The sequence below is a fragment of the Agrobacterium sp. CFBP2214 genome, from assembly GCF_030209895.1.
Classification (GTDB): domain Bacteria; phylum Pseudomonadota; class Alphaproteobacteria; order Rhizobiales; family Rhizobiaceae; genus Agrobacterium; species Agrobacterium radiobacter.
Map to the genome: position 1 here is coordinate 108,697 of NZ_JARVRC010000006.1, position 17,088 is coordinate 125,784.

Sequence of the window (17,088 nt, forward strand, 5' to 3'; positions counted from 1 at the left end):
TGTTGTCGTTGATTGTGAGTGATTAAAACCCGTCCCAGCAGGCCTGTGCCAGCCGGCCGATCGTTTCGAGCGCGATGGTGTATCCCGGCGTGCCGTCAGGCATGGTTTGCGGCACCTCGTCGGTATAGGTGGTGATGATGAAGGACGGCGCGCCGTTTCTGTAGATGATACCGGCATCCATGCGTCCGCGCTTGCCGCGGCCGCTCTTGCTGGCCACCACGGCCTCGAAAGGCAGGCGGGAGCGAATTCCATAACGCAAAATCTGGTTCTTCAGCGTCTGCATGGCCCATTCGCACAATTGCGGGCTGCATCCGAGTTTTGTCTGCGCCTCCGGCGAGGATTGCGCATCGAGAATGGTCTGCAGCAGCAGCACCTGATCTGCCGCCGAGGTGGTGGTGACGGTTTTCAGCGGATGGTCTGCCGCCAGCGCCAGCGGCGGAATGAGGAAACGATGATGGGTATTGGCCATGCCGAGTGATTTGCAATAACCATCCACCTCTTCCAGCGTCAGCCTCTCCAGCACCATCTTGGTGCAGACATTGTCGCTCAGCACCATCATGCCGGCGAGCGCATCGCGCAGGGAAATGACAATGCCCGGCGTCAGATAGCGGAACATGCCGCTCGCCACTTCTTCCGCCAGCCTCTTTTCATAGATGACGGGCTGGTCGAGATCGATCCGCCCTTCGCTGGCGGCCTTGAGCACGGCCATCATGATCGACGTCTTGCGGGTGCTGCCCGATGGCGTCTCCTCGTTTTCTCCCCGTCCGATCTCTTCGCCGGTGAGGAGGTTGCGCACCATGAAACGTGTCACGAAAGGCTGTGCATCACAGATAGCATTCAGTTGGGCAGCCACAGTCATTGTCATCTTCCTGTTAAACTTCATCTTCCAGACGCCATTTCAGTGTCACACCGCCCTTTTCATTCTGGTCGAGGGCGGGAATGGCCGAGAGGAGCCGGCGCGTATAGGCCTCTCTCGGGCTGTCGAAAATCGTATCGCGGTCGCCCTCTTCGATGATGCGGCCGTCCTGCATGACGACGACACGGTCGGCCACCTGCTCGACCACACCGAGATCGTGGCTGATGAACAGGCAGGAAAAACCGTAACGTTTCTGCAGATCGGAAAAGAGATCGAGCACCTGCGCCCTCACCGTCACGTCGAGCGCGGAGACAGGTTCGTCAGCGATCAGGAAACGCGGACGGCGGGCAATGGCGCGGGCAATCGCCACACGCTGGCGCTGGCCGCCGGAAAGCTCGTGCGGGTAACGGGTGGCGTAGTCCGTTCCCAGCCCCACCTCCTCCAGCGTTTCCAGTGCCCGCTTGCGCTTGGCGGCCTGATCGAGACCGGGCACGAGGCGCAGAGCTTCCTCCACGAGCGCCTGAATGGTCATGCGCGGATCGAGAGAGGAATAGGGATCCTGAAACACCATCTGGCAATTCAGACGGTAGTCTTTCCAGTCCTCGTTGCGCTCCCGGCCCTGAAAGCGGATTTGCCCTTCGCTTTCCTTGACGAGACCGGCGATGGTGCGGCCAAGCGTGGTCTTGCCAGAACCGGAGCCACCGACCAGCGCCACGACCTCGCCTTCATGAATATCGATGCTGACGCCATGCAGCGCCCGCTTCGATTTGGCTTTCTTGAGCAGCGACTTGCGACCGGCATAATCAACGACGATATTCCGGGCCGAAACCATCGGCGCCTTGCTCGTGTCGACGGCGCGCGGCTCGCCACGAAATGGCAGGGAGGAAAGCAGCTTTTTCGTATAGGGGTGCTGCGGCGCATCCAGCAGGTCCTCGGTGCGGCCCTGCTCGACGATCGCGCCTTTTTCCATCACCACGATGCGGCTGGTATAACGCGCCACCATGGGCAGGTCGTGGCTGATGAGGAGAACGGCAGTGCCTTCCGCCCGCGTCAGCTCGACCATCAGTTCCATGACATCGCGCTGGATGACCGCATCAAGCGCCGTCGTCGGTTCATCGGCGATCAGCAAAGCGGGTTTCAACAGCATGACCGAGGCCAGCATGATGCGCTGGCGCATGCCGCCGGAAAACTCGTGCGGATAGGCCGCTAGCGCACCTTCGGGGTCGCGGATGCCCACCCGTCGCAGCATGTCGAGAATTTTCTCGCGACGCTCTTCGGGCGACAACTTCGTGTGAAGGATCAGCCCCTCCTCCAGCTGCCGGCCAATCGTCATCGATGGGTTGAGGGAGGTCATCGGCTCCTGAAACACCACGCCGATCTCCGCGCCGCGGAGACGCCGAAGCTCCTTCACCGGCAAGGACATGACATCCTGCCCCTTGTAGATGATCGACCCGCCGGTGACGGCGATGGCCGGCGGCAAAAGCGAGATGAGCGCGCGGGTTGCGAGCGTCTTTCCCGAGCCGCTTTCGCCGACGATGCCGAAGATTTCGCCCGCGGCAATATCGAATGAGACATCCTTGACGACTGGGTGGCCGGTTCTGGCGACCTCCAGCGAAAGGCCACGCACGGTAAGAAGAGTATTGTCCGTCATTTGAGGCCTCTCATGCGCGGGTCAAGCCTGTCGCGAAGGGCATCGCCCAGAAGATTGATGCCAAGCAGCGTCAGCGCGATGCAGAGACCGGGGAAAAGCCCGAGCCAGACGGCCTGCTGGATGAAGGGCCGGCCGGCGGCCAGCATGTTGCCCCAGGTCGGAGCCGGCGGCGGCACACCAAGACCGAGGAAGGACAGCGCGCTTTCCGACAGGATGGCCCAGCCGAACATGGAGGTGGCGAGAACCGTGATCGGCGCTATGCAATTGGGCAGGATGTGGCGGAACATGGTGTAGATCTCGCCATTGCCCATGACCAGCGATGCCTCGATGAATTCCCGCTCACGCAGAGAAAGCACGGCACCGCGCACCACGCGGGCCATGGATGGCGTGTAGGCGATGCCGAGTGCGAAGATGATGCCGTACTGGTTGGCGCCGAAGACCGCGAGAAGACCGAGCGCCAAGAGAATGCCCGGAAAAGCGAGAAGCGCATTGTTGATGGCCATGATGACGCCATCCACCCAGCCCCGGGCATAACCGCTGACAAGGCCGATCAGCGTGCCGCAGATCGTCGCGAAGCTGACCGTCAGGAAACCGATCCAGACACTGGCGCGCGCGCCGACCATCAGACGGCTGAGAACATCGCGCCCGAACTCGTCTGTGCCGAGAAGATGGCTCGGACCGGGTGCAGCCAGACGCGAAGCGAAACCGAGCTTCATCGGATCATAAGGTGTCCAGAACAGTCCGGTAATGGCAGTGATGAGCAGGAGGGCAATGAGTACGCCGCCGATAAGCCCGTTGAGTGTGAACTTTTTCATTCGGCAACCACACGCGGATCGAAGAGGGGATAAAGAAGGTCGACGAACAGGTTGACCAGCACATAGGACAGCGAGACGAACAACAGGCAGCCCTGTATGACGGGGTAGTCGCGGGCGAAAATGCTGTCGACCATCAGTCGCCCGAGGCCGGGAATGGTGAACACCGTCTCAATGACGGCGATACCGCCGAGAAGATTGCCGAGAATGAGGCCGATCATCGTCCAGGTCGGGCCGAAGGCGTTCTTGAACGCGTGCCGCCAGAGAACCGCACTTTCCGAAAGCCCCTTGGCGCGGGCATGGGTGATGTAATCCAGCCGCAGCACTTCCAGCGTCGAGGCGCGCGCCATGCGGATCAGAACACCCATTTCATGGATCACCAGCGTCATGACAGGCAGGACCAGATAAAGCATGCCGCCGACCAGATTGTCGCCGATCGACACATATCCGAGCACCGGCAGCCAGCCGAGCTTGAGGCCGAAAAACAGAAGAAGCAGAAGACCCAGCCAGAATGTCGGAATGGACAGCAGCAGGGTTGCCGTTCCCACCAGCGCAAGATCGGTCAGGCTGTTCTGTTTCCAGGCGGCGATCACGCCCGCCGGAACCGCAATCAGGCTGGCGAGGAGCACGGCGACCACGACGATCTCGGCGCTGACGAGGAAGCGCGACACGACCAATGGCAGCACCGCCTCCTCATTGACGATGGAACGACCGAAATCGCCCTGCACCACATTGCCGGCCCAGATGAGGAACTGTTGCGGCATGGACTTGTCGAGGCCGAGTTCGGTCCTCATCGCTTCGATCTGTTCCGGTTGCGCCATGTCGCCCAGCATCAGGGCAGCCGGATCACCTGGAATAAAGCGGATGAGCGCAAAGACCGTGATCGACACGAATGCGATCGTCGGCAGCGCCATCAAAAGACGGCTCAGTATGAATCTTATCATCGGTTCCCCACGATTGATGGCGGGGAATGGTATCCCGCCTCTATCGGTTTCGTTGCTGGTGACTATGACGGATTGATAAATAAGGCGCAATATTATGCATAAACGTCATATGTCTATGCAGAATGGCGGCGCGTTTGATTCTGATGAGGACAATGAGATTTTCCGTCCAAAATCCCGTTTTCAGTCGATTTTTTGCGAAAGCTGGATTTCCCGCTTCAAGGCATCACTCAGCGCCTGCGCGGCGATGGACAAAGGTGCGCCGGAAGCGCGGGCAAGACCGAACTCCTGCGTCGCCTGGGGAACGAATGGTCGGGCAACAACGGGAAGATGCCGGTAGAGGTTAGCGTAAAAACTGCTGATGATCGTTACTCCCAACCCATGCGCCACATAGGCGCAGGCGGAACTGTTGGTGTGGGTCTCGATCTTCACCATCGGCTTGACGCCGGCCTTTTTGAAAACCTGATCGAGCGCCATGCGGTTCGGCCGCTGGCGGCCGATCAGAATGAGCGGAACATTGCGCAGGTCCTTGACTGTGATTTCGTCAAGCTTGGCCAGCGGATGATCCTCACGGACCACACAGACGCTTTTGCCGGTCGCGACACGCTCAACATCGATGCCCGGGCCAATCTCGCCCTCCATCCGCAGGAAACCAAGATCGATCACCCGCTCGCCAACGAGCTTGTTGATGGCGGTCGTCGTTTCGAAAAAGGTCTCAATACGGACGCCGGGAAAATCCCTGACATAATCGATCAGCATGGCGGGCGCGAAGTTCTCCCACATGCTGCTCGGCAGGCCGATGCGGACGATTTCCGGACCGGCAGCACCATTGCGCAGATCTTCGGCGTGGCCGGACATGCGGTCGACAGCAAGCAGCACATTTTCCGCGTCACGCGCGAGAAGCGCTGCCTCTGGCGTCGGGATCAGCCGCCCCTTGTCACGGGCAAACAGCGTCAGCGACAGGTCCGCCTCGAGCTGAGCCAGAAGCCGGCTGATACCGGACTGGCTTAGCCCCATGGCCTTGGCGGTGGCGATGGTCGAGCCGGTGGAAAGAAGCGTGCGAAGGACTTCGAGCTGCTTGATATTCATGAGGCCAGCACCATGGGATGAAATGACGAGCCGGTTTCGGTTCAGACCTTTTGCCGCCGATAGGCCTTCATGTCACCGGTTTTTTTCGCATTGTCATTCGGCCCGGTCGGTCGCCGGTTACAATTCCACGTCGTAGACCCTGTCGTGGGTGGCAACACGGGCCTCTCCTGATGGAGTCACCCAGCCCCGGAACATGCCGGGCGTATTATAGGGTGCGGCAATGCCACCTTCGGCATCGATGGCGACAAGACCCGCACCGATATCGTAGGGCGCCAGGTCCTTGTGGACGAGGTTGCCGGCGGCGGTTTCCAGATCCTGCCCGAGATAGGCGACACGGGACGCGATCTCATGGCCAACGACGTAACGGATGAAAAATTCACCCTTGCCGGTGCCGGAAACGGCGCAGGCGCCGTCGCGTGCATAGGTGCCCGCCCCGATCACAGGGCTGTCACCCACCCGGCCGTCAGGCTTGTTGGTGTAGCCGCCGGTGGATGTCGCGGCTGCGAGATGCCCAGCCGCATCGAGTGCCACGGCACCGACGGTTCCGTGTTTTTCGTTTTCCGTCGCGTCCGTACCTGCGGTGGCATGGGCCTTCATGGCCGCCAGCGCCTCGACACGCTTTTGAGTGGTGAAATAGGATTGAGGCTCCGTGGCAAGCCCCTTCTCCTGCGCAAACCGGTCAGCCGCTTCACCGGTGAGATAGACTGCGCGTTCATCCTGCATCAGCGCCCGGGCCGCCTTCACCGGGTTGCGGATGGCGCGGGAGGCGCTGATTGCGCCTGCGGCAAGGGTCTTGCCATCCATGATCGACGCGTCGAGTTCGTGAATGCCATTCTCGTTGAGTGCCGCCCCATGGCCTGCGTTGAAATGCGGGCTGTCCTCCATAACGACGACTGCCGCCTCAACCGCTTCCAGCGCAGTTCCGCCAGCCTTGAGCACACCATAACCGGCGCGCAGTGCCGCCGCCAGATCGTGGCGCGCCGCTTCCCATTCATCCGGAGTCATGCTGTCTTCCGGCATAACCCCGCAACCACCGTGAATGGCCAGTGCGATCTTCGTCATATCCTCACTCCACTGTTGCCACGCCGCAGGCAGGGCCTCTTACCATCAATGAAAGGCTATATCGCCGATAACACGCACGCGGACCCTGCGAGCGCCGCCTGGCAAATAGGCGATGGGAATATCCTCCACCTCAAGCGTCTTGAGGCTCGCGCGCTCCGCTCCCGAAGCGACCGCTGCGTTCTGCGCTTCGGTCTCGGCTTTCGCAAGGGCCTCGTCGCGGCTCAACCCGGAAAAGACCTGATCCACCTCACCGGACACCTGCGCCATCGCTGCGCCGAGCGCATTGGCAACGCCAGCATTTTCCACACGCAGCACCTCGGATGCGCCCGGCACCTGCTCCGGTATCAGGAATGCGCCGCCGCCGACCGCAACCAGCGGCACGTCTTCGGCTGATGTCTTCATCTGGTCGAAACTGTCGGCCACCATGTCGCGGATACGGCCGAGCGTCGCCTGCACGAATGCCGGATCGAGGCCCTTCACACGATCCCTGTCGCCCATCTCGATCAGGCCTGCCGCAACGGCGATATCCGATGCCGTCAGTGTCTCACCGCCGAAAACGCGGGCTTCGGTCAGGATGCGATACCCAACCGAGCGCGGGCCGATCTTGCCTGTCTGCGGGTCGACAATGGTGCCGCCGCCCAGTGCTATAGGTAGAAGATCGGGCATGCGGAACAGGGTGCGGACCCCGCCAATATGGACGATATTATTTGCCTCACGCGGAAAACCACCGACAAGGCAACCAATATCGGAGGTGGTGCCGCCGACATCCACCACCATGGCATCGGAAAGCCCGGTGAGAAAAGCCGCACCACGCATGGAATTGGTCGGGCCGGAAGCGAAGCTGTGCACGGGGTTTGCGGCAGCTACGTCCGCAAGCGCCACGGTGCCGTCATTCTGTGTAAGATAAAACGGCGCCTTCACACCTGCTTCGCGCAGCGCATCCGAAAATGCCTGTACCGTGGTCCTGCCAAGGGTCTGCAAGGCGGCATTCAGAAGTGCAACGTTTTCGCGCTCCAGAAGCCCGATACGGCCCAGCGTATGGGAAAGCGTGATGCGTGCATCGGGGATCACCGAACGGACAATCTCCGCCGCCCTCACCTCGCACTCCGTGGTCAGCGGCGAAAAGGTTGCCGAAATGGCGATCGAGGTAATGCCTGCATCGCGGATTTTCATCGCCGCTTCACGGACTTCATCCGGGATCATCGGCACCAGCGGACTGCCATCGTATTCATGGCCACCATGAACCATGAAGATCAGCGGATCGACGGCCTCGTAGAGATCCTTCGGCCAGTCGCACATGGGCGGCAGTGAAGAACCAGTCGGCAGCGCTATGCGGATGGCCGCAACTCGCTCCAGCCGGGCGCGCTCCACGACAGCATTGGTGAAATGGGTGGTGCCGATCATGACCGCATCGATCGGGCGATCTGCCGCGCCGACATGGCCAGACACGTGAGCGAGGGCCGCCTTCACGCCGGACAGGACATCCTGCGTGGTCGGAACCTTGATCGAGGCAACGATGGCGTCTCCATCGATCAGAACGGCATCCGTATTGGTGCCGCCAACGTCAATACCGATGCGTTTCATGGGAATACCGATCTGAAATCAATGTCATAACCGAAGGCACGCGGGCCAACGGCAGCAATGCCGGCAGGCGTCGTCAAGAGTTCCGGCGCCGGCAGGGCGATAACCGTGACACGCTGGCCATAGCGCACCGATTCCGTGCCGATGGCGCTGCCCGAAACGGTGTCGAGAAGGCAGATCAAATCCGGCGTCATGGCGACCGGCTGGCCGTCGCGGAAGGCGACCGCCCACTCATTCTGGAAGGCAAGTTCCATGCGTGAGCCGCGATCGGCGTCGATGCCTTCAATGGTCGTACTGCCGCGCAGAAAGCCACCGGTGGTCTCGCGGGCGACATCCACCACCTTGCCGCGGAACAGCTGTTTGCCACCCTCATGGTTGAGAACCGCCTGAACCGGGTCATCATGGCGTGCACGCGCCTCCATCACCGCGCGCCCGAGTTCGGTCGCCTTTGTGACGGTGTAATGAATGCCCCATTCCTTCACTTCCTTGCCGGTGCGCGGCGCCTTGCAGGTGGCGGCGGTGGAACCAACTTCGGTGCAGACCTTGCGCGAGATGCGCTCCATCCATTTCCACGATGCAGCGCGCGTCACGATCACCTCATTGTCTCGTACATCGACGAGCGACAATGGAAACATCGGCAGATTGCCGATGGCGAATGAGGTCATCTGCGCTTCGGGATAAGCACGTCCCATGGCATCGGCATTGACGACGGGCCGGTCGAGCATGGCGGCGGCGAGGAAGGACGATAACGCATTCGAGCCGCCGATTTCCACGCTCATGATCGCCCGGAAAGGCTTGCCGAGATAATCCTCCATGACCTCGACCGCGCGGGCAAGATGAACGGGGTCTCCCAGCCGTTCCTGACCAACAAGCGGTGCACCCATCTTGGAGACGACCGCAACCATGTCGTCATCAGCAAGCGCCATGGGGTCCATGACCTTCACCCGTCTGCCTTCGGCATAAAGACGGCGCAGATTGAGCGTCGAGATATAGGGATTGCCTCCACCGCCCGTTCCCAGAATCCAGGCGCCGGTGGCAAGAGGTTCGATATCGTCTTCGGAAAATTCCTGGATCATGCGTCATCCTCGGGCATGCCGCAGCCTTTCCGGCGCAAGCGATGCTCCTTCCCTTTATCGTTCCAAGTCTCATCGGCCCCGCCCTGCGGCGGGACCGCTTTTCATGGGACGGAGATCACTCCGCCTTGCAGTCCCAATGGAAGTTGGAGAAGTTCAGGTCCCAGCTCTGCATGGGAATGAACTCGTAACCCTGAAGGCACTTGTTCGCCGCATAACGGCGGTTCGGCGCAACCGCCCAGACATCCGGTTGAAGATCGGCGATCTTGGTCTGCAGTTCCTTGTAGGTTGCGTTCTGTTCGCTGGTATCGGTCGTGGCACGGACCTTGTCGATCAACCCGTCGATTTCCGCGTTCTGCAGCCATTCCATCGACATCCATGTGCCTGATGCCTTGGAGTGATACTGGTTGTAGAACATCGCATCCGGAGACGGATAGGTCGGCGAGATATTCACCTGCGTCGACGCAGGCGTCGTTTCAGGCTTGGAGGAAAGCTCGACGATACGGTTCCACGGCTCTGGCTTGATATCGAGCGTAATACCGATTTGCTCGAGGCTGGATTGCAAAAGCAGCGCCACTTCCGCCTCGAAGGCCAGCGAAGCGACATAGCTGTTGACCAGCGTGATCTTCTGGCCGGCATATTTCGACTTCGCCAGTTCTTCCTTCGCCTTTTCCAGATCGTAGACGCCGGGCGGAATATCGCCGTTATGCGCGTCCTTGAAAGCGTCGGATAGCGGCCCCTGCATGTCGAAACCGGGATAGATCACTTCCTGGATCGTCTTGTAATCCGTCGCATAGGCAATGGCGCGACGAACGTGAACGTCGTCTGTCGGGTAAACCTTGGTGTTGAGCTTGATGACGAAACCGCCGGCGGTGCGGGTCTGGATGAGCTTGTAATCCTTCATCCGGCCGATGGATTCATAGGTGTCGTTGCCAAGGCCGTGCGAGGAAAGGCCAAGTTCGCCCTTTTCAGCCAGCGCCTTGACGGTAGCGTCGTCGCTCGTCTGGACGAAGCGTACTTCGTCGATCGGCTTGCCCTTGGTCCAGCCAAGGAAATAGTCCGCATTGCGGGCAATGACCATATCGGCAGAACGGTTGTAGCTGACGAGCTTGTATGGGCCGGAACCGGCGGAATGTTCGCCCACATAGGCCTCGCCCCACTTGTCTTCGGGCTTGGCATTGGCTTCGATCAACGTCTTGTTCAACGCCATCATCAGCGGCGTGGAGGCCATGAAGGGCGAAAACTGACGCTCGATCTTCATGACGAGCGTCGCATCATCAGGCGCGCTGACGTTTTCGGGCTTCAGTACGCCGACGATGAGGTTCGACGGCCCCTTGTTGATGCCGAGCAGGCGCTGCACCGACCAGACGAGATCGGCAGCCTTGACCGCCGTGCCATCCTGGAACTTCGCATCGTCGCGCAGATGGAAGGTATAGGTCAGGCCGTCTGCAGAAATATCCCAGGACTTTGCCAGATGCGGCACGATTTCACCCTTGGCATTCACCGTGGTCAGGCCGTCATACATGTTCACGATGGCCATGTAGCCGGTATAGTCAGTCACTTTCGCCGGGTCGAGCGAGCTGAATATCTGCATCGTGTTGACCGCGACCGAAACCTTGTCATCCGCAAAAGCAGCGGAAGAAACAAGCGGCAACGCGATTGCCGTGCCGAGCGCAAGCACGGCAAGGCGGGAAGGAAGTCCTGGCATTTTCATTGTCGTTCTCCTCTTTATTGCGGGTCATTTGCCCCGCTTATGGTTAGGCAGCCTTGCCGACCGGGACGGGCAGCGGTGAGAAAGGAATGTCCGGGTAACCGAAAGCCGCCGGTCCAACGACTTCGAGCGCGCGGGCGCTGCGCAGCAGATCGTGGCAGGGGATCGCGACCACGGCCACGCGCTGGCCGTAACGCAGGACTTCGGTGGTGATCGGGTAACCGGTATCGACATCGAGCAAGACGATCAGATCAGGGACGGTCACTTCCACCTTGCCGTCACGGCGGAACAGCAGGAATTCGTTCTGGATCGCCACGCTCGCCGTCTGGCCCGAGCAATCGTCGAAGCCGGAAAGCTCGACATCGCCCACGGCGAAACCGCCGCGCAGATGGCGTTTCAGATCGGTGATCTTGCCGTTGAAGATGCGCCGTCCGCCTTCAAGCGCGCAGACTGCCGCAATCGGGTCTTCCTGCTGCTTGCGGGCACGGATCACCGCCTCGCCGAGCGCGATCGCCTTGGTGTAGGTTTTCGGAATACCATACTGGTGCACGTAGTGGGCCTGCATCGGCGCGGTCGCCAGCATTGCGCCGCCGCCCTGAGAAACGACGCAGGCGCGGGCCATGCGCTCGTGCCAGACTTCGGAAACAGCGTGGCTGAAGATCACGGCATTGCCGTGCAGGTCGCACATCACCGATGGCGTCGAACTGTGGCCGTAGATGGAGAAGGTCGTCATCTGCATCTCTGGGAAAGCCCGGCCCATGCCGTCGCAATCGAGGATCGGCAGGCCACCAAGCGCCGCCGTCACCAGCGGGTTCATGGAGTTCGAGCCGCCGATTTCCTCGCAGACGATGGCGTCTACCGGCGTGCGGATCAGCTCTTCCATGGCGCGCAGGCAACGCAGACCCTCACGGCCCTCGCGAATGCGCTCCACGCCAACAACGGGGGCGCCAATGCCGCCGATGGACATGCAAAGCGCGTCCGGCTCGATGGCGTCTGTCGCAAGTATCTTCATCTCGTAACCGGCCTTCATGGCCTCGAGTGCAAGCAACTTGCCCAGATAGGGATTGCCGCCGCCGCCGGTGCCGAGAATGCCCGCACCAATTTCCAGCGCGTCGAGATCTTCCCTCGTCAGCGTACGCAATGCCGCTTCGTCATATTTCAGCTTGCGCGTCTCAGCCATGATTGGCTCCGATTTCTCCAACGACTTTCACATGAATGCGGGTGGCATTGCCGGGCAGATAGGCAAGCGGTATATCCTCGCGCTCGATGACTTCCAGCGTTTCGGCCACTGCACCAGCCGCAATCGCCTTTTCGCGTGCCTCGGCCTCCGCCTCCGCAAGCGCGCTTTCACGCGTGCGCCCCTCGATCAGCGAGAAGACGCGGTCCGTCTCGCCGCTGATCTGCGCGATCGCGGCACCCACGGCATTCGCCACCGCGAAATTCTCGGGGCGGATGACGTCCAGATCACCGATACGGTCAGGCATGAGAATGGAGCCGCCGCCAACGGCGATCACCGGCACCGGTGATGACGAGATGCGGCTGCGCTCCACACAGGACTCGAGCATGTCGTTGATCTTTTTGACTGCGGCATCCACCAGCCGCTTGTCCAGAGTGGAAACCAGAGCCTTCTCGCCCACGTCCGCCTTGCCGGAGGCGACAGCGATATCAGTTGCAGTCAGGGTCGTACCGCCGAAGCAGAGCGCCTCACGGCGGACGCGGTAACCGACTGATTTCGGGCCAACGGTGAGGCCATGTTCGCCATTGACCACCAGCGAGCCGCCACCGAGACCGATCGAGAACACATCCGGCATGCGGAAATTGGTGCGCACGCCACCAATATCCACCGTCGTGGACGCCTGGCGCGGAAAGCCGTGCGACAGCGAGCCGACATCGGAGGTGGTGCCGCCGACATCCACGACCACGGCATCCTTGAGGCCGGTGAGGAAAGCAGCGCCGCGCATGGAATTCGTCGGGCCGGAGGCGAAGGTGAGCACAGGGAAGCCGCGCACCACATCCGCCGCCATCAGCGTGCCGTCGTTCTGGGTGATGTAGAACGGGCAGGTTATGCCCGCTGCCTTCAGCGCCTCGCCGAAAGCGGCAACGGTGCGGTCCGCAAGCGAAAGAAGGCTGGCATTCATGATCGCAGCACTTTCGCGGGCGAGCAGACCATGCCGTCCGATATCCTTGGACATAACCACCGGCAGGCCGGGGCAGCGCTCCTGCAGGATATCCTTCGCCCGCACTTCCATCGCATCATTGATGCCGCTGAAAACGCAGGTGACGGCCGCGGCCTTCAGGCCCTTTGCGCGGATATCGGCGGCGATGCGGACAATCTCGTCCTCATCGAGGGCTGAGATTTCGCGACCGTCGAATTCATATCCGCCGCGGACCTGATAACCGTGGTTACCAACGATTTCCCGGAGGTCATCCGGCCAGTCGACCATCGGCGGCAGGCCGGCGCCGGACGGCAGGCCGATCCGGATGGCGGCGACCTCGTCCATATGCCGCCGCTCGATCACCGCATTGGTGAAATGCGTGGTGCCGATCATCACGGCACCGATGTGTGCCCTGTCGATGCCCGACGCCTCGATCACCTTTTCAAGGGCTTCGATGACACCGGACGTCACATCTTCGGTGGTGGAGGCTTTCACCCCCGCCAGAACAGTCTTTTTCTGTAACACAACGGCATCGGTATTTGTGCCGCCGACGTCAATTCCAACGCGATACACGTCAGGCTCCTCTTTTATCAATCGGTCGTTTTTACGAGGAAGCGCATACGCTCTTCCTCTGTCACGGTGGGTTTCAGGCGCTCTTCCTCGTCGGTGACGACGGGGATCGCCGCGATAAGGGCGCGGGTGTAGGGATGCTTCGGCTCGGCGAAAACCGAAGACGTCACCCCTTCCTCGACGATCTCGCCACGCAGCATGATAGCGATGCGCGAACAGAAATTGCGCATCAGCGACAGGTCGTGCGAGATCATCAGATAGGTCAGGCCAAGCTCTTCCCGCAGCTGCAGCAGAAGGTCGATAACGGTCTTCTGCACGGAGACATCAAGCGCCGCCGTCGGCTCGTCGAGGATGAGGATCTTCGGTTCAGCCGCGAGTGCCCGGGCAATGGCGACACGCTGCTTCTGTCCGCCGGAAAGTTCATGCGGATATTTACCGAGATAGGATTGCGGCAATCGCACCAGCCCCATCAGTTCCTGCATCCGGCGTTCGCGCGCCTCACCGTCCATACCGATGGATTTCAACGGTAGGGTAAGCGTCTGCCTGACCGTGCGCTTCGGATTAAGGGAAGTGCCCGGATTTTGATAGACGATCTGCGTCAGCCGCTTGCCACGCCCGGGAGGTGGGGCGTCAATGACAAGATTGCCGGAGGTCGGGCGAGAAAGTCCCATGATCATCCGGGCGACCGAGGTTTTTCCAGAACCGGACTCGCCCGCAAGACCGAAAATTTCGCCGTCCTTCAGCGTCAGGTTCACATCGCGCACGGCGTGGTAACCGTTGCGTCTGCCGTAAATCTTGTTCAGGCCCTCGATGGTAACGATCGGCGAGCGTGTGCTCTGCGCCAGATCGGCGACACGCGGACCGTAGAGCGGCGGCACCGCATCCAGCAGCGAACGCGTGTAGTCCGCCGCGGGAGCGTGCAGGATTTGCGTGCAGGGACCGGTCTCGACGATGTCGCCATGGTGCATAACCACGACCCGATCCGCCACCTTACGTACGACACCGAGATTATGGGTGATCATCAGCAGCGCCATATTTTCTTCGGCAACCAGCTGGTTGATGAGATTGAGAATTTCGTCCTGCGTGGTGACGTCGAGCGCGGTGCCGGGCTCATCCGCGATGAGGAGCTTCGGCTGATGCAGCAACGCAAGCCCGATCAACACGCGCTGGCGCATGCCGCCCGAAAGCTCGGACGGATAGGCATTCATGACCCGCTCGGTATCGCCAAGCTGCACGCGGCGCAGAACCGCTGCGATACGGGTGCGGCGCTCTGTCTTGGACGAGTTGATGCCGTTGCGCTTGTCGGCAAAGCGCATGACATCATCGAGATGCGTGCCGATCTTGAAGACCGGATTGAAGGAAGACAGCGGGTCCTGCATGATCAGCGAAAACGCCGTTCCCTTAAGCGCCTCGCGTTCCCTTCGCGGCATGGCGAGCACATCCCGCCCGTCGATGACAATGGTGCCGGAGGCAATAGTGGCATTCTTCGGCAAAGTGCCGATGATCGCCTTGGCGGTGACCGATTTACCCGATCCGGTTTCGCCGATCAGCGCCACCCGCTCGCCGGCTGAGACTGTGAAGGCGACATCGCGCAGCACTTGGCGCGTGCGACCGTAGTTGGTGAAGGTGACGTTGAGGTTTTCGACTTTGAGAAGCGGTTCAGTCATGGCTTTAGCTTTCCACGTCGAACATGTCACGCAGGCCATCGCCCAGCAGATTGAAACCCAGCGTCACGTAAAGCACGGCCGCGCCGGGGCAGAGGACTTCCCACCAGAAATCCGGCATGAACTGGCGCCCATCGGCAACCATCGAGCCGAGATCGGGAGTTGGCGGTTTGACGCCGAAACCGAGGAAACTCAGCGTCGCGCCAAAGAGGATGACGAATGCCGCATCCAGCGTCGTCTTGACTGATATGACCGAGACGCAATTGGGAAGAATTTCGCGAAAGAGAATGTGCAGCGGACCCGCACCTGCAAGACGTGCCGCTTCGATGTAGTCCTCGGATGCGATGGATTTTGACACCGAATAGATCAGCCGCGCATGCCAGGTCCACCATAGAAGCGTGATCGCGATCATGGCGTTCATCAAGGTGGGTTCCAGCAGGTTGGAGACCGCCAGCGCCATGACGAGGGGCGGCATGGCCAACATCACATTCGTCAGGCCACTGATGATTTTCTCGGTCCAGCCGCCGAAATAACCGGCGACCAAGCCAAGCACGGTGCCGACCGGGACCGAGATGCCGAGCACGCCGATGACGAGAAGAAGCGAGACCCTGAGCCCGAAGACAGTGCGGGAAAAGATGTCGCGTCCGGCCTTGTCGGTTCCGAACCAGTGCTCCAGATCCGGCGGCATGTGGCGGGCACGGAAATCGACGACCGCGCCGATATGTTTGGGATAGGGTGTAAGCCAGGGCGCAAAGATCGCCAGAACCAGCACCGACAACAGGATCAGCGAACCGATGACCGCTGCCGGATTGCGGCTGAAGCGGTACCACATCATGTAACCGGCGCTTAAGCCCCGATCGGTGGGTTCGAGCATTTTCATATCAGCCATCAGCGAGCCTCCTTGCGGCGCAGGCGCGGGTCGATGATCGAGATCAAGACATCAACGATCAGGTTCGCAACGATGAAGAACAGGCCGGCCACCAGCACCACGGCAGTCACGGCATTGAGGTCTTTCTGAAGGATGGCGTTCAGCCCGTAGGATGCGAATCCGCCCCAGGCGAAGACCATTTCGATCACGAAGGCATTGCCGATCAGCGAGGCGAATTCGAGCCCCATGATCGTCAGCGGCGCGATGGAGGAAAGCTTCAGCAGATAACGGAAGATGATGACCCGCTCCGGCACGCCGAAGCTTTGCAGGGTGAGCACGTGATCCTTGCGCTGGTTCTCGATCATCGAGGAACGCGTGATGCGGGTGATCTGGCCGATACCGGCCATGGAGAGCGCAAAGGCCGGCAGCGCAAGGTGCTTCAGCGCATCCAGCACCACATCGAACCGTCCGGCAAGCGTACCGTCGATCAGGATGAAGCCCGTCGGGCCACCCTGCCAGCCAAGTGAATGATCGATCCTGCCGATAATCGGCCAGCCGGAGACAAAGCGGGCGGCCAGCAATTGCAGCGTGATGGCGAAAAGAAAGCTCGGGATCGTCACGCCGGTGAGCGACAGGATGCGGCCGATATGGTCAAGCGGACGGTCGCGGTAATGCGCGGTGATGACGCCGAGCGGGATGGCGACGGCAAACATGAAGATGACCGAGACCAGAACCAGTTCGACGGTCGCGGGAACAGTCTGCGCCAGATCAGTGGTGACGGGGCGCTGGGAAACCAGCGAGAAACCGAGATCGCCGTGCAGGGCGTTGCTGATGTAATCGAGATATTGGGCGGCGAGCGGCCTGTCGAGACCCATCTCACCACGCAGCGCATCCACCTGTTCCTGCGTCGCCGCAGGGCCGAGCGCCATACGGGCTGGATCACCCGGCACCACGCGAGCGAGAACGAAAATCATGATGGACAGGGCGATCATGACCAGCACGAAAGCGCCGAGCCTGTTCAAAATCGCGACCAGCGGATGTTGCTGCATCGTTG

General features: G+C 60.8%; 14 protein-coding genes. All 14 read right to left on the reverse strand.

Annotation, left to right across the window (positions count from 1 at the left end):
- Nucleotides 1–22 precede the first annotated feature (22 nt).
- The 14 genes from QRN60_RS16220 to QRN60_RS16285 all read right to left on the reverse strand — a co-directional run bounded on the left by QRN60_RS16220 (nucleotide 23) and on the right by QRN60_RS16285 (nucleotide 17,083).
- A complete protein-coding gene (locus QRN60_RS16220; RefSeq protein ID WP_162686915.1) occupies nucleotides 23–859 on the reverse strand; it encodes a serine hydrolase in 837 nt (278 codons plus the stop codon).
- A 13-nt stretch (nucleotides 860–872) separates the two neighbouring features.
- Nucleotides 873–2,507 carry an ABC transporter ATP-binding protein gene (locus tag QRN60_RS16225; protein ID WP_087745668.1) on the reverse strand — a complete coding sequence of 545 codons (1,635 nt, stop codon included), beginning with the start codon at nucleotides 2,505–2,507 and terminating at the stop codon, nucleotides 873–875.
- The gene (locus QRN60_RS16230; RefSeq protein ID WP_003506753.1) at nucleotides 2,504–3,322 is read right to left on the reverse strand and encodes an ABC transporter permease; all 819 of its coding nucleotides are present in this window, start codon (nucleotides 3,320–3,322) and stop codon (nucleotides 2,504–2,506) included. The genes QRN60_RS16225 and QRN60_RS16230 overlap by 4 nt, the downstream gene beginning before the upstream one ends.
- A complete protein-coding gene (locus tag QRN60_RS16235) occupies nucleotides 3,319–4,263 on the reverse strand; it encodes an ABC transporter permease (protein ID WP_111791742.1) in 945 nt (314 codons plus the stop codon). The genes QRN60_RS16230 and QRN60_RS16235 overlap by 4 nt, the downstream gene beginning before the upstream one ends.
- A 180-nt stretch (nucleotides 4,264–4,443) precedes the next feature.
- A complete protein-coding gene (locus QRN60_RS16240; protein WP_046801479.1) occupies nucleotides 4,444–5,349 on the reverse strand; it encodes a LysR family transcriptional regulator in 906 nt (301 codons plus the stop codon).
- A 117-nt stretch (nucleotides 5,350–5,466) separates the two neighbouring features.
- Nucleotides 5,467–6,411 (reverse strand): isoaspartyl peptidase/L-asparaginase family protein, encoded by a 945-nt coding sequence (locus QRN60_RS16245; RefSeq protein WP_111817675.1) that lies wholly within the window; start codon nucleotides 6,409–6,411, stop codon nucleotides 5,467–5,469.
- 45 nt (nucleotides 6,412–6,456) lie between these two features.
- Complete coding sequence (locus QRN60_RS16250; protein WP_111817674.1) at nucleotides 6,457–7,995, reverse strand: hydantoinase/oxoprolinase N-terminal domain-containing protein; 1,539 nt, start codon at nucleotides 7,993–7,995, stop codon at nucleotides 6,457–6,459.
- Nucleotides 7,992–9,068: an S-methyl thiohydantoin desulfurase family protein gene (locus QRN60_RS16255; RefSeq protein ID WP_003506758.1), complete on the reverse strand. Its 1,077-nt coding sequence runs from the start codon at nucleotides 9,066–9,068 to the stop codon at nucleotides 7,992–7,994. The genes QRN60_RS16250 and QRN60_RS16255 overlap by 4 nt, the downstream gene beginning before the upstream one ends.
- A 115-nt stretch (nucleotides 9,069–9,183) precedes the next feature.
- Nucleotides 9,184–10,779, reverse strand: coding sequence for an ABC transporter substrate-binding protein (locus QRN60_RS16260; protein WP_162686914.1), 1,596 nt, complete (start codon nucleotides 10,777–10,779; stop codon nucleotides 9,184–9,186).
- Between the two features lie 43 nt (nucleotides 10,780–10,822).
- Entirely contained in the window at nucleotides 10,823–11,956 is a 1,134-nt protein-coding gene (locus QRN60_RS16265; RefSeq protein ID WP_013761623.1) for an S-methyl thiohydantoin desulfurase family protein, read from the reverse strand.
- Nucleotides 11,949–13,505 carry a hydantoinase/oxoprolinase N-terminal domain-containing protein gene (locus QRN60_RS16270; RefSeq protein WP_111817685.1) on the reverse strand — a complete coding sequence of 519 codons (1,557 nt, stop codon included), beginning with the start codon at nucleotides 13,503–13,505 and terminating at the stop codon, nucleotides 11,949–11,951. Before QRN60_RS16270 ends, QRN60_RS16265 begins: the two co-directional genes overlap by 8 nt.
- Nucleotides 13,506–13,522: 17 nt before the next feature.
- Nucleotides 13,523–15,169 carry a nickel ABC transporter ATP-binding protein NikE gene (nikE, locus tag QRN60_RS16275; protein WP_111817672.1) on the reverse strand — a complete coding sequence of 549 codons (1,647 nt, stop codon included), beginning with the start codon at nucleotides 15,167–15,169 and terminating at the stop codon, nucleotides 13,523–13,525.
- Between the two features lie 4 nt (nucleotides 15,170–15,173).
- Nucleotides 15,174–16,055, reverse strand: coding sequence for an ABC transporter permease (locus tag QRN60_RS16280; protein WP_019564714.1), 882 nt, complete (start codon nucleotides 16,053–16,055; stop codon nucleotides 15,174–15,176).
- Complete coding sequence (locus QRN60_RS16285; RefSeq protein WP_111817671.1) at nucleotides 16,055–17,083, reverse strand: ABC transporter permease; 1,029 nt, start codon at nucleotides 17,081–17,083, stop codon at nucleotides 16,055–16,057. Before QRN60_RS16285 ends, QRN60_RS16280 begins: the two co-directional genes overlap by 1 nt.
- Between the last annotated feature and the right edge of the window lie 5 nt (nucleotides 17,084–17,088).